Genomic DNA, 19,087 nt, shown 5'->3' with positions numbered 1-19,087 from the left:
GGCCGCTCCATGTTTCACCTACTTAACGGTCAGAGACCATCTACGTAGCGCTCTTGTATTTACTCAGGGGATGAGTCCTACGACCATTGCACCGATAAATGCGAACGCTGCACAGATCATAAGGACATTCATCGATCGAGTTAGTCCCATCGTTTGTCTCCTGCAGTTAACCGATTTAGCATAGCGCAAATTTGCCACAGAAAAAGCCCAAATATTACGGTCTTATGACGCCGGGGTGAGAAAATTTTTGCCTGATAAACCTAAGTTTCTGAAATGAAACACATTTGACAGGGCAAAAAATTTCGAGATCACGATAAAATGTTCCGAAATGAGGCATATATTTGCACTGCAGCATTTTTGCCACTAACGGGGCGCCGAGGCCCGTTTCAGCCACAATTGAGCCATAATTGGCCCGTTCGCGGATATGTCGCTTTATTGAAAACTTTAGGTTTTTTACCGTTTTCGCATTGCGGTTATCAGGCGGCCGTCGATAGTCAACAGGCCGAGCGCGATGAGCCCCATCCCGAGAAAATCATGCGCGGCCAGCCGTTCGCCAAGAAAAATTGTTCCAAGCAGGATGGCGCTGACGGGGACGATCAGCGTCACGAGCGAAGCGTTCGTCGCGCCTGCCGTCTGCACGATGGAAAAATAAAGGATATAGGCATAGGCAGTGGACAGGAGACCAAGGCCGAGGATCGCGGCCCAAACTCCGCCATCGATCGTAGCGACCTGCGGGACGCCGTCCCAGAACAGGACAATAGGTATCATGATCAACGTCGCCGCGGTCATCTGGCCAGTGGAGGTGACGGTTGGCGGAACGCCTTTGAAGCGCTTGGCGAGAATGCCCGCAAAGGCGTAGGACAGCGTTGCCGCGATCACCAGCATTTCCGCCCATAGCGGTCCGCCCAGTCCGGTCAGCGCCCCTGGACCAATGAGAGTAACGATGCCGGCAATGCCAAGCAGGATGCCGGCGATCTTGTTGACGGTGACCTTTTCATCGACGGTCAGAAATGCGGCAACAACGACAGTCCAGATCGGAGTCGTTGCGTTGAGGATGGCCTCCACTCCAGCGCCAAGGGCCGTCTGGCCGATGAACAACAATGAAAACGGTATGACGTTCATCAGCAGGCCGAGCCCGGCAAATTTGAGCGCGTGTTGCCGGTAGCTCCAGAAATTGATGCCGCGTGCAAGCAAATAGAGATGAAGAGCAAGGGCGGCTATGGCGACGCGAAAGAGCACAAGGGTAAGCGGCGGGACGACCTGAACTGCGATGCGGGCGAAGAAAAACGAGCCGCCCCAGATAGCGCCGAGAAGAAACAATTGCGCCCAGGCGAAGCCTGTCATGGCAAGGGGTCTTGGTGCGATGGTTTGGGATGACAAGGTTTCAATTCCTCCAGAAGCCTGCCCGGCGTTCCACATTCACGGCAAAACAGGATCAAGGCCACCCGATTCCTGCCGGACAAGAAGCGACTTTCGTCCGTCACGTTCGCTTGCTAAGAGTTTCGTATGACGCAGAACGACAAGATGCAACGATTCGCCTCGGCCCGTGAAGCAGCGCTTACCTTACGGCCCGATCAACCCGTCTACTGCTTTCGTCCCCATGTCCTCATCAAGGATGCGGACCGGTTCATGAAAATGTTCCCGGGCGAGACAGCCTTTGCGGTGAAGACAAATGGCGAAGATCTCGTTCTCGATACGCTGGCGCGCAATGGCGTCAACACATTCGATGTGGCTTCCCCCGGCGAATTCGCGGCCGTTCGCAAAGTGGCCCCTAACGCGCAAATGCTCTACATGCATCCGATCAAGGCGCAGTCTGACATTCGCCTTGCTCTCGAAACCTATGGCATCCGCGTCCTTGCCGTCGATCATGAGGACGAGATCGCCAAGATCACGCGCATCGTCCGCGCGCTCGATATCGATCCGGCCAGTATTACGCTTTATGTTCGTCTGCAAACCAAGGGCCATGCCGCCTATGAACTCTCGAAGAAGTTCGGCGCGGCGCCGGCACATGCCATCGAACTCCTGCAGCGCTCGGACAAAATCGGCTACAAGGTCGGCTTGTGTTTTCACGTCGGCAGCCAGATCGAGGATCCCGATACCTATGAGAATGCGTTGCGCTCCGCCGACTGGGTGCGCAATCGCGCCGGCGTACCACTCGCGGGGCTGGATATTGGCGGTGGGTTTCCGGCCGAATATGGCCACGATCCGAAGCGCAAGCATGTGGAAATGCCCTCGCTCGGGCAACTGATGTCGCGCCTGCGCGGCGATATCAAGGAATACGGCTTCGGCGATCTGCCGCTTGTGGCCGAACCCGGCCGCGTCATTGTCGCTCGCGCCTTCTCGCTCATCGTGCGGGTGCTCCTGCGCAAGGGCAGGCGCCTCTATATCAATGACGGTATCTGGGCATCGCTGTCGGATTCATGGACGGGCAAGATCACGCTGCCGGCGCGCTTCATCCCCGATCCTGCCAAGAAGCTGCGTCACGGGGATGTGGAGGAGATCGTACCGTTCCGCGTCTGCGGCGCTACGTGCGATTCCGTCGATATCCTGTCGCGGCCATTCTGGTTACCGGCAACCGTCGAAACGGGCGACTGGATCGAGATCGGCCATATCGGCGCCTATTCCCTATCGCTTCGCACGCGCTTCAACGGTTTTTATCCGGACACGTTTGTCGAAGTCGATACGGCTTTCGATGAAGGCAGCGAGCCGGAAGGCTTCGCATCCCTCGAAACGATGGCTCCGCCGCAATAGCGCTTCGTTTTAGAGCTTGCCGAGCAATTCCGGCGTCGGCCACGAATCGGCGGGCATGCCGAGGCGGATCTGCTCATCTCTCACCGCATCGCGCGTCAGGATGCCAAAGACGCCGTCGATCTTCGGCCCCATGTCGTGGCCGCGCGCCGCAAGCTTGTTCTGCAGTTCCTTCATCTGGTCGGGGTTGAGCCCGACTTCAGGTGTCGTCGCCTGCAGCGGTCCGGCTCCGGCCAGGCGCGTGGCAAAATAGGCCGCCGTGGTCGCGTAGATGATGGATTTGTTCCATTCGACGAACACGTCGAAATTGGAATAGGAAAGGAATGCTGGTCCCTTGCGGCCCATCGGCAGCAGAAGGGAAGCATCGCCATCATCCGGCCCGAGAGGGCCGTTCATGCCTGTCACGCCCCACTCCGACCATTTGGAATGCGGCAGCCGGTTGGTGCGGATGGCGTTTTCCCAGGGCAGATCCTTGGTAAGCTTGACCTCTTCGAGCCAGGGTTCACCGCGCTTCCAGCCGAGATCGCGCAGGACGCGGGCCGCGGTCATGATCGCGTCCGGCGCACTGTGCTTCAGATCGACCTTGCCGTCGTCGTCGCCATCGACGCCGCGTTCCAGATAGTCGGTGGGGAGCATTTGCATCTGCCCGATTTCGCCGGCCCAGGCGCCGGTCGTCTTGGCATCGACGACGCCGTTGTCGAAGAGCTTCAACAGCGCAATCAGTTGCGGCCGGAAGAGTTCGGGCCTGCGGCAATCGAATGAGAGCGTAAGCAGTGCATTCAGTGTGTCGAAATCGCCCTGGACTGCCCCGAAATCGGTCTCGAGACCCCAGAATGCGGCGATGACCGGACCGGGCACGCCGTATTCCTGCTCGGCCTCGGCGAAAGTCGAGGCATATTTCTTGAGGTTGGCTGCGCCCTGCTTCAACCGGTAATCGGAGACCATGCGCGAGGAGAAAGTCAGGAATGTCTGGCTGAAGACACCCTGTGCGCGATCGCGCTCCAGGACCTTGTCATCAAGCGAAGCCTTCAACAGCTCGTTCAGCCCACGTTCCCCGACGCCGGCACTGCGGGCTTCGGCAATAAGGCCGTTGAACCAGGGTTCGAGTTCGCCGCCGCATGCCGGCTTTTCAGCCGGTGTCTGCGCAGGCGCTACCTGATCCAGCGCATAGGACGCGCTCGATGTCAGAAGAAGGCCGGCAGCGGCAAGGGCAGTCGAAAGTCTGTTCATCAGGGAAATCTCGTTCTAACGGGCACGCCCAAGCGCGCAGATGCCCCTGCTAATGCACGAATATGCAGTTGAGGTGAAGTCAAAGAATCGCGAAACAGGGCGGGGGCCTTGCCCTTTATTGCACCTTGTTGCGCACCAGCCACTCTTTCCAGGATTTTTCGCTTCCGGCAAAGACGTTGATGTCCGCATCGCCGCGCATGCCGGGGATGGAGCCGGTGCCGGTATACTGCCAGAAGGTCCAGGGGTGCGACCCGTATTTCTCGTCGGGATGCCCGGCTACCGAGCGCAGCCAGAAGGGATAGCCCACGAATTGGCGCAGGTCATTGTCGTCAAAGAAATCAACGGTCGTGTAAATGATCGGACGCTTGCCGTAGTAGCGTTCAACGATGTCCATGAAGGCCTTCATCTCGCTACGCACGATCGCGGCATTGGGCCGGAGCTTGCAGGTTGGCGAGGCGGCGTTCCATTCCATGTCGAGGACGGGCGGCAAGGCGCTCGGGTCCTTCGGGACGTGCTGGATATACCACTTGGCCTGATCCTTGGCCGTGCGGCAGAAATAATAGAAGTGATAGGCGCCGCGCGGAACGCCGGCCGCGCGCGTCGCGGCCCAATTCTGGGCGAAGCGATCATCGACTCGGTCGCCGCCTTCTGTCGCCTTGATGAAGGCGAACGAAATGCCACTGGCCCGGACGCTCTGCCAATCAACCGTAGATTGATATTTCGATATGTCCGTCCCGTGGATCGGATAGTGCCAGGGCGTCTTTCCGGTCCAGTCGTGCGGATCGCGGTCGCCGAAGCGCGGCGCCTTTACGTTGCCTGTCGGCGCGGCGATCTGCTGGACAGGCCTTGTCTGCTTGGCATCGGAAAAATCATAGTCGACGGTCGTGCAGCCGGTCAGAAGAACAGTCAGCAAACCTGCTGCAAGTCGTTTCATATATTTACGGTCCATCATCGAATCGTGGCGGGATCAGTGCTCATGCACTAGAGATGCGCGATTATGCTTAACATGCGGTTATTTAGGCTGCTATTGTCGGCTATCTCGCCAAAAGTGCGGTTTTTTAGCCATTTTTTGCAAGATAACGAGTTGATGAGTTTTACGATCAGCTAACTTTTTTTAGCAAAAATTACATGCGGATTACATTCTCAACTGGTAGTCGGCACTAATTTGGCGAGGCGCGCCCCGGCCAAGTCGCTCGCGGCAATATCACGTTCCTGATCGCCGTGCGCATAAATATTCAAGGTCGTCGTCACCTTGCTATGACCGAGCCGCTTCGAGATCGTGACAATATCCGCGCCATCGACCAAGAGTGAGGTGGCATGGCTGTGCCGCCAACCGTGGACCGGAGGCGCGCCGTATACCTTCGCAGTGCGCATGATCTGGCGCATAACGATCGTCAAACGGTGCGGTTGAAGCGGATGACCTGCCAAGCCGGGAAAGACTAACACGCATGGCTTGCGCATATATTCCCGACCCCAGCGCATCATCTGCTCCGCTTGCCGGACCTTGTGCTGGCGCAGCCGTTCGATAATCGCCTGTGGAATGATGATCGAGCGCTCGGACTGCTCCGTCTTCATGACGTCGCGCAAGATTGGCTGGTGGTCATAATTCTCGACGAGAGTGCGACGGATATGGATCGTGTTCGTCTCGAAACTGACGGCATCCCACGCAATTGCCAACAACTCCGACCTTCGCATACCGCTCGTCATAAGGAGCAGCGTCACCAGATCGATTCCCGGATAGAGTCGTCCGCGTTCCTCGGCGGCAAACGCCGCGACGATCAACCGTTCCACCTCGGAGTCGGTAAAGGCACGCGCCTTGGGTTTGCGCAGTTTCGGCGCGGTGGCGTCCTTGACCGGATTGACGCCGATCAGCTTCTTGCGTCGCGCCGCTTCTAGGCAGGCGTGGACGATGCGGTGCGCCGAGTTGACCGTATTCGGCGACAGCGGCACCGAGGCAGGCCGCACTGCCTTGCCGTACGTGCCGCGCGCCTTGCCACCGGTTTTCAACATTTTGGTGTAGGTGGCATCAAGATCGGAGGCAGACAGCTTCACCAACGGTTTTGAGCCGACATAGGCCGAGAGACGGTCGAGGTTGCGCCGGTAGTTGGCAAGCGTCGTTGGTGATTTGTCACCACGGCTTTCGATTTCTTCCAGCCATTGATTGAAGAACGCCGCAACCGTCATGCGGTCGACATCGCCGATACCGAGTGCTTCTTGGTCGGTCATCTTGCCAGCAAATTGCTTGGCTTCCTTGCTGGTCTTAAACGTCTTGGTTTGCTGCCGCGAGCGTCCGTCTGGTGCTGTGACGGTCCAGAAGACGCGCCAGCGCGGTTCGCCAGCCGGCGTTTGGTGCTTTTGAACGGAAGCCATTTTACGCTCCTCCCTTGGCCAGACTTGACGCAGCGCGGCAAGTGGTAGAGCAAAACCTCGTCCCGGCGCGGTATATTGGGAACCAATCGCCACAAAAAGCGCAGGTATCCATTGGAAGCCTTGCGTGGATCGTGTACGCCGCACTGGCGAGCAGGAAAGCAGCAAGCGTCGCGGTCATGGGGCGCATAATGAGCTGGCCGTTTGCTTCATCGACGCTCGGTTGGTATTGCACGCGCATCAGCTTGGATTGCAGTAGCTCCTTCAGAACCGCGCTGATTGCTACAGGATCACCATCCATCGTCGAGGGAGATTTGAGCCTGCGGTTGTTGCGGTAAAATGCTGCGCCTTGTCTCAATGTGGTCTTGAGCAGCGGCCAACGCGCTGTCGTGGTGTGTTGGTAAATAACCGGCTTAAACGGATCACCCTTACGCCGACACCAATTGGTGACCGCGTCCTCGTCGTCGAGATTGATTTCGGCAAAGCTGCGCCACCAGCCGTTTGGCCTGACGTCAGAAACGGGGCGGCCATTGCCGCTTACTGCGACTTTCCAAACTTGCTCTTCAGCATCGGGTTCGTCGTCGGGAATATCGCGGTACAGCACCGTTTGGCGCTCGACCACCTTCGCAGCGGGATAACACATACCGCTATATTTAAGGTGGGAAAAAATGTCTTCAGCCATGATTAAATGCTCTCCAACGCTTTTAAAGTGAGCTAATATGTGCAAACTACGTTAGAGCCGTTTTTCACGCAAGTAGATAGTTGTTTAAGCGGAAAATATGGACTATTGTCGCTCTAACGCATGTAAGGAGGTCTGCAAAATGGAACATGCAAGTCATGCTGACCGCAAGCGCGGCGCGCGCCGCCGTGGTCCCGGTCACACGATCAAGTCGGCAGCCCAAGAACTTGACGTTTCGCCAAGAAAGGTCCGTGAGTGGATTGCCGACGGGACCATTGAACCGGTGGAGTTTGGCAAGTTGATCCGCATACCTACCGCGCAGATCGAGAAGGTGAGGGGAATCTTCGCCTGATTCTGGATCAAGTAGCGCGCACGCCTGCGCGACGAACAGGTGGCGAAAGATCGTGCCGCCGCAATGCTTTAACCAGCGTCAGTGGAGTTAGCGTACGGGGACCGGGAAAAGTCAATTGGCGCAGATCGGGGCAATTGTAACAGCGTACGCAGGGTACTTTTTTGATACGGGAGCGGACGGGGCGCGAATGCCCCGATCGCGCATAAGAAAACCCGCCCGGCGTTTGTCTGCCACCAAGGCGGGTTATCATGAAGGGACAAAATGTCTGCTTTACCAAGAGCAGGCGCAGCATAACCCTTCCGATAACCTGCGGCAAGACACACCGGGCCACCCAAAAGGCCCCTGTAATGTCCAATGCCGACGACAATGCCAAGCGAAAAGCCTTCCAAGTCCGCAAAGCGATAATCCTGAAAGCCGCGCTCTATGATCGGCAAGTGAAGGCTACCGATTACCGTTTGCTTAGTATCCTGGCCGACTTTGCCAACTCGGCAACCGGCGAATGTTTTCCTTCTCATGAGACGGTTGGCGATAAATGCGCAATGAAGCCGGAAGGTGTCCGCTCGGCAATGCGGCGGCTTCGGAATGAAGGCTATTTGCAATCGAGAACCGTCATGCGGCCTTTTGGCAAGGGAAAGCGCAACTACTACACTTTCCACTTGCCTGATTGCGACGCGCGCGACGCTAAGGATACGGCTGAATCGACCGCCGACCACCGGTGTGAAAATACCGGTAGTGCGAGTGACCACCGGGGCGAAAACACCACGACCAACGGTGCGAAAACACACACGACCACCGGTGCGAAAACCACGAATAACCTTAATGAAGAATCTGAACCTATCCCAAAGGAACCTATCCGAAAGGAAAATCGTGAGCAGCGTCTTTGCTCGTCATCCGCGCGCGACGAAAAACAAGAAGCTGCTGCTCAGGAAAGAAAAAATAAAAAGGCAGAGCGAGCGCGTCTGCGACACCGACAAAACAACTCCAAGCGTCTCAACGACATCTACAGCCGTATCAACCGGCTGCCGCCGCGCGTGGCGTCGAAATATGTCATCGCGCTGCGCGGCTTCGTCGCCGCCTATGCCGAAGCATCCCCGGAGCGCGCCGCCGTCACCATGGACAATTGGCGCGCGTGGCAATGGCAGGCCGTGGTGAAGGTTGCCACCGAAACCGATATCCAAACGGCGCTGGCGTTTGTCGCGCACGGCGGCTGTAAGGCAGCCAACAAGGCTAAGGCACCAAATATCGACGTGCCGCTCAAGGGCATGAAGCGCAAGGACGACGCGAAGAGCACAAATCCGCTGGCGCACACGCAACACTTTTACAGCCGATATAGCGATGCCGTGACTCCAGTGCAGAAGCGGCCACCAACGTGGGCGCGCGACCTCGACGAAACCGCAACACAGCACTGAGGGAGGCAAAGGCAGCATGAGCGACAATCTTTTACCGCACGAGCAGCGTGCCAAAACGTGGTTCGACGCCTTCGACGCCGCGCTCGCCGCCGCCAGCACAGAGGACGACCTTCAGGCGATATGGCGGCTCTGGCTCGATCCGCTGATTGAATCCGAAGTGGACACCAGCATGGCATGCGCTGCAATGCAGCAGAGGCATATGTGGCGAATCCAAGTCATCGCTGAAACGGACGCTGCTATTGGCGGGTCCGATTTGGACCCGCCAATTAACCGACCAACCACACTCGGCGAGATGAGCGTCGAACAGTATCTCGCCGACCGGACACCGTGGCGAGTCCACGTCGCTGCCGATGAGCAGCAGGAGCTGATCGAGCAGCCACCCGCCGAGCCGTTCGACGTGCTGACGTTCGACTACATCCAGACGAGTACCGGAGGGAAGACTTCACTGCCAAAAGGAAGCAACCATGGCTAAATCAACCGATGAACTATGGCGGAACTCGCCGCCAACATCGCCACGATCACCAACGAGCTCGCATCCCTCAAAAGCGAACTTACACGTACGCGGACAGCGACCGCAATGCGCCTCGCCGCAATGCAGGCGGAAATGATCGAACTTGGTGGCGCGGTCGCAAACCTGACCGCTCAAGGAAGGACTATCCGACGTGCTTCATGAGGTTCGGCATCTCGTGGACCGAGCCGACGCCCTTGCCGACAGATCGGACGACGAACGCGAAGACCGGTATTCGCTGCGGGTTCGCAGAACCAAACTGGAACGGGCATTTGCCGCCCGCTGATCAATGCCGCCCAGCCGGGCCCGGCTGCGACAAGGCAACCCGGTGGAAATGAACGCGGCGAAGTGGTGGCGTCGGGAAATAGGGAGGAGAAAAATGGAAAGCGTGCGCAGCGTCGAAATATCACTTTTCCAGATCGATCCTGAGTTGCAGATGCGAGAAGCCGGGATTGATGTCGGAATGGTCACCGAATATGCCGAGGCTATGAGCGATGGGGCAGAGTTCCCGCCGATTACCGTTTTTCACGATGGCACACACTATTGGCCGGGTGATGGCTTTCACCGCATCGAGGCAAACAAGAAGCTTGGACGGGAAACCATCAAAGCCGAGGTGCGTGACGGTAGCAAGCGGGACGCAATCCTTTGGGCTGTTGGCGCGAATGCCAGCCATGGAATGCGTCGCACGACTGCCGACCGTCGTCGCTCGGTCCTTGCGATGCTGCGTGATCCTGAGTGGTCGAAATGGTCGGATCGCGAGATAGGCAAGCGGTGTGCCGTTGACGGCAAGACGGTCGCCAAAATTCGGAGGGAGATCACGTCTGCGGAATTTCCGCAGACGCGGACATTTGAACGCAATGGCAAGGCGGTTGCCATGAAAATCGCGCAGCGCACTCGATCAATCGAAGGTGTCGGCAGCTCCATGGTTGAACGCATGCTTGCCAAGGTAACCGACAGCGCATTGCTCGCCGAATGCCGCCGTCGCGGAATGGAGTTAAATCGCCATGAAAATTGACTATGACACCATTGCAGCGCTGGCAGAGGAGATCGGTTGCCGCCGCGATGATCTCGTTGCCTTAAATCCTGCTAACGATCCGTTCTATGCTGGCAGGCCAAGTCGCCGCGAGGGTGCTGAATGGTTTGCGGGCCTGTGGAGCAATTTCAATTGCAAGGTTGGCACGCATATCCGGCGCTTGCATTACATTCTCGTTTCGCAAGAGAAGCCAGTCCTGAAGCCGAACCGCGAGCCGTATCTGAACTTGGAAAACGACTGGAAATTTCTCGCCTCCAGTTCCCTTGCCGCAAGATATTTGCAGCTTATTCCGGATAGTGCCATGGCAGATCATCGCAACGATCCACCCATCATCAACGCAGACGATCCCAATCCCGCTAGCCCTATCGCCTTTCTCTGTGGGGATACGGGTGCCGATCTGAATTGGGATGTAAACCGCCAGGACATATTATCGCCGTATTATCTGACTTCCGGTTTCAAGGCGACGCAAGGTTACACGGTCGAGGTTTGGGTCGAAAAGTCCACCCAGAATGACATCCTTATTCCCCTTGCCAATCAACTCGGCTTCAACCTCATTCCTGGTACAGGCGAAACATCCGAGATTCGGGCAAGGGAAGTTGTTGAGCGCGCCGTTGCAGACGGCAGGCCAATGCGGATTTTGTATGTGAGCGATTTCGATCCCGGTGGCAGATCGATGCCAGTCGCTTTGGCGAGGAAGGTCGAGTACTGGATTCGCAAGGCTGAGCTTGGTCTCGATATCACGATCGATCCGATCGTTCTTACCCCGGAGCAATGCGAAAAGTACCTCCTGCCACGAACACCGATTAAAATAACCGAAACACGCGCTGCCAAGTTTGAACAGCGCTTCGGTGATGGCGCGACCGAGCTCGACGCCTTGGAGGCGCTCCATCCGGGTGAACTGGCGCGCATCGTAACCGATGAAGTCTGCCGTTATATCGACCCGACGCTTGCATCCCGCGTCCGCGATGCCGAGTATGACTATCAGCAGGAGATCAATGCTGTCGAAGCCGAGGTGCTTGCCAACTACGATATCGAAGCTTTCCAAAGCCGATATGATGAGGCGTTTGACGCGTTCGAGGCCGCTGTTGCCGAAATCGAGATCGACACGGAGCAATTGTGGCCACAGATTGCAAGCGAACTCAGCGCGAACATTCCGCAGTACGACCTGGACGACTTTCCCAAACCCAAATCGGCGACACCGCCAGAAGAGCCGTTGTTCGACAGTCGTCGCGACTATCTCGACCAGATGGATCACTATCGGCGCTGGCAAGGCAAATGACACGTTACGGCCTACGAACGCGTTGCCGAACGTCTTAAAGAAAGCCTGCTGCGGCGCCACGCAGCGGGCGTAGCGGCGAGTCGCAACCGATCGCCACCCATTGCGCTCAACACCATGATACCACCCGCGCCGGACAACGAAAACCCGACGTCCGAGATGCGATAGACGCCTTGTCTCACCATGGTAAATTTCATTCGCTCCGCCGCGCCTCCAAACGTTTGGCTACTCGGCGGGTTGCCCCAGGGGCGGATTGCGTTCCACGAGCCAGTAGAGCTTACCACACGCGTTTTGCTTTGAAACGGCCATAGTGGGCGCTACAGCCTGTTCGTTGGTTGCCGTTAGCGGCACAAGATGCGCTCAGTACGAGCAGAGCTGTACTCGCTAAGAGTTTAGCGAAGCATATAACGCCTTCATAGCTGTTGACGATTATATTGCTGCTATGGACTCTCGCGATCGCAAACTTTTGAAAAGGGTGTTGATCGCAATCCCGATCATTCTGGTGGGGCTCGTTGTGCTGACAATCGTCAGCTTGCTTGGCCAGATTTTTGGATAGCCCACGTGGGCTATTACCGGGCGGGGGTATCTCCAAACTTCGCGGCCCGGCACCGCGAGCGGCTTAGGCGGTCGCGCGCGAATTTTCGAGAAAAATCGCGATGCCCCTGCGGTCGCTCGAAAACCCGCTAAATTGACGGCAGGTTAGTTGAGTTTATTGCCGTTGCCGCGCCGTTTAGAAATGGGCTTTGTAGGCGGTTCAGAAACCCACATCTCCGAGTCGTCGCCGTAGATGAAATCGATGAAGGTCTGATCTTCACCATCGTCGGGACTAAACGCCATCAGCCGGGCGCGCGAAACCGGGCTCATCCCTAATTCAGCACAGGCGCGCTGCACGATGGCGGCGCTGGCATGAGCAATCTTTATTAGGGGATTGACCACCGCGCCTTGGCTGGATTTGACGATCAAACCCGTAGTCTCGATGGCCGCGTTGCATTGACGCAGGCGCTGCCAAGACGTCACAAGTATTTCGAGCAGCGCTACGTCGCAGCGGTTGAGGACGTCGGCGGGGACGGTGCGCAGGACCTCGTACCAAAGCGCTTCCTGCGGCTTGGTCAGCGTCGGTGGCATGACTGGTTGGCCCTTCGATTGCGGCTCCGCCATTTGATCCAGCTTGGCACGGTGGCCGCGATTGCCTTCCGCTTTCAAGACGGCGAGAGGCTTCGGTGGCCTTCCTGATCTGCCCTTTTGACCAACCATGGCACGCTCCTTTCTCGGTATTGCAATACCACAACTGGTGTTGGATTGGTGGACATTGCATTGCCATGAAGTTCCGTATTTTCGTCCCCCGGTCATACTTTGCGAGAGAACCGTAAACGAGGCGTTAGTTGTCAAGCTCGGGAAACGTCAGTTCAACCGAAATGCCAATGGCAGGCCAACGGGTTGGACCTATCCGGGTATTGTATATGTCGAGCGGAACAGGGTGTCGTATCGGTTCGTTAGGGGGTAGGCCGCAATTTGTCGCGGCGCGCCACATTACGATTGCGGGATGTGGGTCGACAGCAACATTAGCTAAAGACGAAATAATATCGCAATTAGGGACTGCTCCACTTCGTCAACGGCGGTTTGGCCCCGGTTGTCTTTGTAAAGCGTGAGAGTCCGAGCAGCGGTCTAATAATTGTGGCCTGACCCATCAGGCTATCGGTCCGAGCCACGCTGTCCCGCTGCATCGGGCGGACGTTCTTCCGCTCGGAGGCTAAGGGCTTCGTCTACTGCAGCGTTTATCAGGTATGTCAGTATGTCGAAATGTTCTTTGGCGGCTTTGGCATGAACCGCAATGACATCATCGTAAATTTCGTCGATGATGGGGCGATTGTTTCCGTGCATGCCTGAGAGCGTGCACTGCGTGTTAAAAAAATGTGATGCGAAGTTTTCTAAACAACAGCCCGCCGCCGGTGATCGGTTGGCGGTTTTTTTGTTGTCGCTGAACACAATCGCCGGGTACCGCACTCGGCGTCAGCATCGCCAGTTCGTTGGAATGGGTCTCGCGGGTGTTCCACAGATAGCCAGGCACACCCAGTCAGTATCTAGCGCCGACGGGAGGCGCATCGAAGATGGGCTTTGCTTTACCGACCGCGGACGCCATCGCCCCGACCGCGATGATGATCAAATCTTTTGTGTGCAGCGGATCAGGATGCATGCCATTTCCATTCGGCGATGAGCCTTACTCTGATGAATTACCCTCATTGAGGATATTTGTTCGTACAATGAGGTCTGGCGTGTGAAAAGAAGCATTGGCTCCGCCAGACCTCGCTCGCTTCTGCGAGAGCTCTCCTTCGTCGGGAGGTGAGAAAAGGGCCATTCCACCTAAAGGGCTATTTGAAACGGTGCAACGACCACCGGCAAGAGCGCCGGCAGCCATAAGCATATTCAAGGGAGGGCGGTGCTCAATTAAGCAATTCGTTTTAAATAGGGGAATATTCACATCATATTGAACACCGGCCGCTGGAAAGGCTTGCCGGTGGTCTGCCAAGGAGTGACCGCAAAACCCTTTCGCCGATCGCGCTTGGATCAATCGTGCAACAATTCAGAAGGTTAGCCCGAGATTGTGTGATATAAGACGGGAAACGGCTGCTACTTGTTTGGGGGACAAGGGATGAGCGTAACCACAAACCGTTTGCCGGCGAATGGTGAGGCGACCCTTCCCACCGGTCCCGAGATCCTGGCGCAACTTGACCGAATCCGATCGAGCATCGAGTTTGATGTGCCCGATCGTTCGCGCAGATTACTGACATATGTGATTGAGGAGACAATCGCGGGCCGTGCCGACCGCATTAAAGGCTACTCGATCGCCACCGAAGTCTTGGGGCGCGACGCATCTTTTGACGCGCAACTGGACCCTGTGGTCCGCATCCAGGCAAGTCTCATCAGGCGTGGCCTCGAATATTATTACCTGGTGGCGGGCCGCGATGATCCAATTATCATCAGCATGCCGAAGGGCGGCTACGTGCCCATCTTCTCGCAAAGATGTGGAGTAACACCTACCGTCGAAGTTCCACTATTAACGGGTATGGCAACAGAGCTTCTTTCGAAGCACGAACCGCCTCACAAGTGGCCAGTTTTTGCTGCGATCGCCTTTATTGGCTTAGCGCTGTCCGCCAGCGGCTATCTTATCCGCTCGCATGCCAGCTTTTCCGGCAAAACTGCTGTTTCGATCACGGGAACAGGACCTCATATTCCTCGATTACTCGTTAGACCGTTCAGTGACCTTTCGGGGACACAGCGCTCGGGAAATATCGCGAAGGGATTAACTGAGGAAGTCCTCACTCAACTTTCAAAATTCAAGGAAATCATCGTCGTGGATGGTGCTGCATCCAGCACTATCGTCGATCCGTACCCTACCGTTATGCTGGAAGCAGCTGTCCGCATCGAGGGCGAGAGGCTTCGGGTGAGCACGCGCCTCGTCAATCGTGCCGATGGTTCCATTTTGTGGACGAACAGCTACGAAAACGATATCCAACCCCATGGCCTGTTTCAGCTTCAAGACGACATCGCGGGTTCGATGGCTACGGCGCTGGCGCAACCCTACGGTATAGTTTTTCAAAGCGGTGACACCCAGCTCGCACAGTCAACGTATCAAGGTGTCCAGGCCTATACCTGTACTTTGGCCTATTGTGGCCACCCGAAATGAGCTCGCGAGCTTCGATTAGTGTGGCAGCTTGGCCACATGATGTATTTTTTGATTAACGTTATGATCCTTGACACCTGAAAGGGATAAGCTGCAACGACTGCTGAAGCAGAAGTGCTCGGCCGGGCAATCTGGAGGGGATCGCATGGCTATTCGGACGCTTTTTCTAATGTCGGGTGCAGTCCTCATGACCACGTCGGCCTATGCGGCGGATGCAGTCATCGTTGCAGAGCCCGAGCCTGTTGAATATGTCCGGGTATGCGATGCCTATGGGGCGGGCTTCTTCTATATCCCGGGAACCGAAACATGCCTCAAGGTCAACGGTTACTTGCGCTTCGAGTTTTCCGGCGGGGACAACGTGTTTACCGGTGGCCCCGTTGGTGCAGGCGGAAATGATACCTGGCGTGTCCGCACCCGCGCCGAAATTCGTTTTGACGCGCGTTCCGAAACAGAACTTGGCACGCTGCGGTCGTTTATTGACACCCGTTTCCAGAATACAAACAGCGACGACGCCGGAGGCACGCTGCATCAGGGGTTTATCGAGCTGGGTGGGTTCCAGATGGGCGTCAACGATGTCCTCTTCGGCTCCTGGCTCGGCTATGCTGGAACGATTATTCAGGACGACGTGATCCAATATGGATCCGATAGCATTTCCAGCAATCAGATCAGCTACACCTTCAAGGGTGGAAACGGATTTTCCGCTGTCATCGCCGCGGAACAGGGTATGGTATTCAACGGTTATGACTACGTCATCGACGATTACATGCCGCATGTCCTTGCCGGCGTAAAATATCAACAGGGTTGGGGCCAGATTGGTGCTGTCGTCGGTTATGATTCCGTGCAGGATGCCGTCGGCGTCAAGGCGCGGCTTGACGTGAGCCTGACGGATGCAATATCCGCCATGGATCATGGCGGGCTATCAATCCGACTATGATTCTGATTCTTTCATCACCAATCAGAACAAAAACTGGTACGGCTTGTGGGAAGGCGACTGGGCCGGCTGGGGTGGCTTTGCCATCAAGGTTACCGACAAGGCGACGATCAACGGCCAGGCGGCCTATGAAGAGCAGGGCACCTGGGCTCTCGCACTCAACGTCAACTACGAGCTGGTGCCGGGCTTCTTCATAAGGCCGGAAATCGACTACACCAAGTTCGGCGGCGACCGAAAGGAAGTGGCAGAGAGCGATTTCGGCGAGGATGACGCACTTGGCGGCATCATTCGCTTCCAGCGCAACTTCTAGGCAAATATCAAATAGTTTGTTCGCCCGCCGCCGGCTATCCGGTTGGCGGGCTTTTTTGGCGTTTCAGCGCCGTACCGTCTTGCGCTTGCCCCACTTCGGGTCTGGTTTGCCCGTGTATGCGGTCCGGAGCGGCTCCGCTTCCATATAGATGCTGGCTTCCCTCGCAGCCTCGATAAGGGCAACACGCGCAACCGCGGCCGAACAACTGCCTTCAAGGCACTTGAGCAATATTTCCCGTGCCATTAGGTGCTTCGGGCCGGTCGCATCCGGCCACTGCTCGAGTACGAACCTTGCAGCGTCATAGGCAGATGACACGCTGACAAGCTGGCCCGGCTGCCTTCCGAACACCTGCACCCGCTGGAATGTCTTGTAATCCTCGTAAACCATGGGCGGGAATATAGGACCGCTGTTTCCGGATTCCGAAGCAATCAAATTAATTATCGGGGGAACAGTTGCCTGTCTGGACGCTTTGTTGATTTGCGGTCACTTCAAACAGGAGCCATCGGCATAATGCCAATCTTTCATTTCGCCTATCATGAGGGAGACGGTCTGCCCATTGACGTGGTCGATATGGAGTGTGCCGACGGTGAAGCCGCCATCCTCGCTGCCGTAGAAGCCGCTCGCGACAATATCCGTGAGGCTGTTGGGAGGAATACCGATCCTTCTAAGTTCCTGGTCCATGTGTATGACGATACGAACCGGCTTATCGGGACGATGCGCATTTCCGACGTTATGACATGACCTGGTGGGTGATGGCCGCGCACGTTTCCCAAAGGTAGTTCCTCGCTAGTTGTTCAACGTTATGGATTGCCCGCTACGGGACGATGGCGAGACGAGATGGGTAGGGGCCGGCCGTCAACCCGCATTTCGGGATTCCAAATCAATAGAATTTAGTTATCGCAAATACCAGCGGATCCCCATGATTAACACAATGCCGAAGACGAACCCCACGCCAAGCATCACGTGGGATGGTTGGTTCGGGGGCGGGTAATTGCCATGCTCATTCAAATCGTCTGGCATAGTGCTTTCCCACCGTCGATTGCTACAAGGAACCAGCGCCCAATATCGACGTTTCCTGTCCATGAACGACGTCCCATTCCAATCACTGGTCCTCCGGCTTGCTCGACGCGGCAAACCTAGACACGTTAGCTCCGTCGGAGAAGCCCTTGCTTTTCTAAAAAACGATTGGACTCACAAGCAAGGTCCTGCCTGCCTGCGCGCTAAACTGACTTGCACCGGAGCCTTGGAAGGACACTTCAGTCCAGGCGAGGCGCGAGCTGCTTTTCTCGATGCGCTATTGGACGCTGGCATCCTCGTCGAAGAGGGCAACACCACTTTGGTGGAAACGCTCACCAATGCACTGCGGGCTGTGCGAGAATAGGCCATTCGCCCAAGTAAGTTTTGTGAAACCCCCGTCAATTTACGCAGCACAGGGACGGACGGGCTCCGCTGAGTATTGCGGTCCCAGCCCTCCCAGTGTGCTCTGCGGACTAAGAAAGGTGAGGCTTGGCCTCATTGCGTCTTGGAAGAATACCTTTGGCCAAGCCCCACTGGGTGTGGGATACCAGCAGTTACATAATACTCCTAATTCTGAAGGGTGGTTTAAGTTTTGTGCGCTGACGTTAATGGGCATCTAGTGATGCGAAAAGGGCGGTGAGCGTACGCCCACCGCCAAGTCTGAGCCCAAGGCTGCGGGCGACATTGAGCCAAGGGCTCCGGCGACCTGGATGCTCCTGTCAGCAGCGCACAAACGTACCAAAAATTGATGATGTTCCGCCTTTGTCCGGAACTCGACCATCTGACATGAAAATGGGCTCGGACAAGACGAGGGCCGCAAGTCCGAGCCCTTGGGCTTGATACGAGGAACAAGCAGATGCCGCTATGGTTCCAACAGGCTGCCAACGGGAAGCGCCTGCGATTTCCAAAGCCTAGTCGTCCTTTTTTACAATCTGGCCATTTTTCATCTCGAATACCCCGTCATAGCCGCCTTGGATAATGAACGAATCTTCGAGTTCACGCCACGTTCCTAGCGGCGTCTCGCAGAGGCTGCAATGGATCATCGTCGTATAGGTCACGGTCTTCGGAATGCGCAGATAAATCGTTCCGCACCTGGGGCAGGCCAGCTCGAAGCGGCAGCAAGATGGGTCCGCCAGACGTATACTACTGTAAATTACTTCCAAACCGGCCCCGCCGGCGTCATGGTGCTGACTACGCGCGAACAAATGCTCCGCAAGGCAGTATCGGGCTTTGCCACCGTCGCGTGAATGATCGAAGACAGCTTTATTCTTTTCCCAGGCCCGGCTCGCATAAAACGCCACCGGGAACAGAGACGCGCGCGCGGCACGTGGCTCACATCGCCATTGTCAGCTCTATCACCGCGTTTTGCGTCGAACTTGTCCTTTCAGCGCCTTGGCCATCCTGCAATGGCCCTTCGAGGGAGTAGAAGAATGAGAACGACACTGAAGAGCATGACGGCAGCGATAGCTGTTGCCGGTGGCCTTTTGGCAGGCACGGCGGCAGTACACGCGCAGGACGCCAAACCCAATATCCTTTTCATCATGG

The 19,087-nt window shown here is 56.5% G+C and carries 16 protein-coding genes and 1 pseudogene; 10 read left to right on the top strand and 7 right to left on the bottom strand.

The window, feature by feature from the left end; genetic code table 11:
• Nucleotides 1-453: 453 nt before the first annotated feature.
• Entirely contained in the window at nt 454-1,344 is an 891-nt protein-coding gene (locus BM074_RS17025) for a DMT family transporter (protein WP_091923638.1), read from the bottom strand.
• Nucleotides 1,345-1,524: 180 nt separating this feature from the next.
• On the opposite strand from BM074_RS17025, the gene BM074_RS17020 reads away from it, so the two are divergent.
• Nucleotides 1,525-2,751, top strand: a complete 1,227-nt coding sequence (locus BM074_RS17020; protein WP_091923991.1) for a type III PLP-dependent enzyme domain-containing protein — start codon at nt 1,525-1,527, stop codon at nt 2,749-2,751.
• 9 nt (nt 2,752-2,760) lie between these two features.
• Here BM074_RS17020 and BM074_RS17015 read toward each other — a convergent pair whose 3' ends face one another.
• From BM074_RS17015 to BM074_RS17000, 4 genes are all read right to left on the bottom strand, one after another.
• The gene (locus BM074_RS17015; protein WP_091923636.1) at nt 2,761-3,978 is read right to left on the bottom strand and encodes a lytic murein transglycosylase; all 1,218 of its coding nucleotides are present in this window, start codon (nt 3,976-3,978) and stop codon (nt 2,761-2,763) included.
• 115 nt (nt 3,979-4,093) lie between these two features.
• Nucleotides 4,094-4,912, bottom strand: a complete 819-nt coding sequence (locus BM074_RS17010) for a glycoside hydrolase family 25 protein (RefSeq protein ID WP_091923989.1) — start codon at nt 4,910-4,912, stop codon at nt 4,094-4,096.
• 209 nt (nt 4,913-5,121) lie between these two features.
• Entirely contained in the window at nt 5,122-6,348 is a 1,227-nt protein-coding gene (locus BM074_RS17005) for a tyrosine-type recombinase/integrase (protein WP_091923633.1), read from the bottom strand.
• Between the two features lies 1 nt (nt 6,349).
• Complete coding sequence (locus BM074_RS17000; protein WP_091923631.1) at nt 6,350-7,027, bottom strand: hypothetical protein; 678 nt, start codon at nt 7,025-7,027, stop codon at nt 6,350-6,352.
• A 139-nt stretch (nt 7,028-7,166) separates the two neighbouring features.
• On the opposite strand from BM074_RS17000, the gene BM074_RS16995 reads away from it, so the two are divergent.
• From BM074_RS16995 to BM074_RS16970, 6 genes are all read left to right on the top strand, one after another.
• Nucleotides 7,167-7,376 (top strand): helix-turn-helix domain-containing protein, encoded by a 210-nt coding sequence (locus BM074_RS16995; RefSeq protein ID WP_175499058.1) that lies wholly within the window; start codon nt 7,167-7,169, stop codon nt 7,374-7,376.
• 248 nt (nt 7,377-7,624) lie between these two features.
• Nucleotides 7,625-8,785 (top strand): helix-turn-helix domain-containing protein, encoded by a 1,161-nt coding sequence (locus BM074_RS16990; protein ID WP_139217688.1) that lies wholly within the window; start codon nt 7,625-7,627, stop codon nt 8,783-8,785.
• A gap of 16 nt (nt 8,786-8,801) precedes the next feature.
• Nucleotides 8,802-9,257 carry a hypothetical protein gene (locus BM074_RS16985; protein WP_091923616.1) on the top strand — a complete coding sequence of 152 codons (456 nt, stop codon included), beginning with the start codon at nt 8,802-8,804 and terminating at the stop codon, nt 9,255-9,257.
• Nucleotides 9,258-9,272: 15 nt separating this feature from the next.
• A complete protein-coding gene (locus BM074_RS16980; RefSeq protein WP_091923614.1) occupies nt 9,273-9,458 on the top strand; it encodes a hypothetical protein in 186 nt (61 codons plus the stop codon).
• Nucleotides 9,459-9,621: 163 nt separating this feature from the next.
• Nucleotides 9,622-10,308, top strand: a complete 687-nt coding sequence (locus tag BM074_RS16975; protein ID WP_175499057.1) for a ParB/RepB/Spo0J family partition protein — start codon at nt 9,622-9,624, stop codon at nt 10,306-10,308.
• A complete protein-coding gene (locus tag BM074_RS16970; RefSeq protein ID WP_091923610.1) occupies nt 10,298-11,605 on the top strand; it encodes a hypothetical protein in 1,308 nt (435 codons plus the stop codon). Before BM074_RS16975 ends, BM074_RS16970 begins: the two co-directional genes overlap by 11 nt.
• 696 nt (nt 11,606-12,301) lie before the next feature.
• Here BM074_RS16970 and BM074_RS16965 read toward each other — a convergent pair.
• Nucleotides 12,302-12,856: a phage terminase small subunit P27 family gene (locus tag BM074_RS16965; protein WP_175499056.1), complete on the bottom strand. Its 555-nt coding sequence runs from the start codon at nt 12,854-12,856 to the stop codon at nt 12,302-12,304.
• A 1,396-nt stretch (nt 12,857-14,252) separates the two neighbouring features.
• Here BM074_RS16965 and BM074_RS16960 point away from each other — a divergent pair.
• Entirely contained in the window at nt 14,253-15,287 is a 1,035-nt protein-coding gene (locus BM074_RS16960; RefSeq protein WP_091923606.1) for a hypothetical protein, read from the top strand.
• A gap of 142 nt (nt 15,288-15,429) precedes the next feature.
• Nucleotides 15,430-16,525: pseudogene (locus BM074_RS16955) on the top strand (porin).
• A gap of 63 nt (nt 16,526-16,588) precedes the next feature.
• Here the strand turns inward: BM074_RS16955 and BM074_RS16950 are convergent.
• Complete coding sequence (locus tag BM074_RS16950; protein ID WP_091923605.1) at nt 16,589-16,912, bottom strand: DUF982 domain-containing protein; 324 nt, start codon at nt 16,910-16,912, stop codon at nt 16,589-16,591.
• Nucleotides 16,913-17,035: 123 nt separating this feature from the next.
• Here BM074_RS16950 and BM074_RS22810 point away from each other — a divergent pair, with 123 nt between their 5' ends.
• Nucleotides 17,036-17,266 (top strand): DUF6894 family protein, encoded by a 231-nt coding sequence (locus BM074_RS22810; RefSeq protein ID WP_139217686.1) that lies wholly within the window; start codon nt 17,036-17,038, stop codon nt 17,264-17,266.
• Nucleotides 17,267-19,087 lie beyond the last annotated feature (1,821 nt).

It is taken from the genome of Phyllobacterium sp. CL33Tsu (assembly GCF_900113985.1).
Taxonomy (GTDB): Bacteria; Pseudomonadota; Alphaproteobacteria; order Rhizobiales; family Rhizobiaceae; genus Phyllobacterium; species Phyllobacterium pellucidum.
This window is presented reverse-complemented; position numbering and strand designations above follow the sequence as displayed.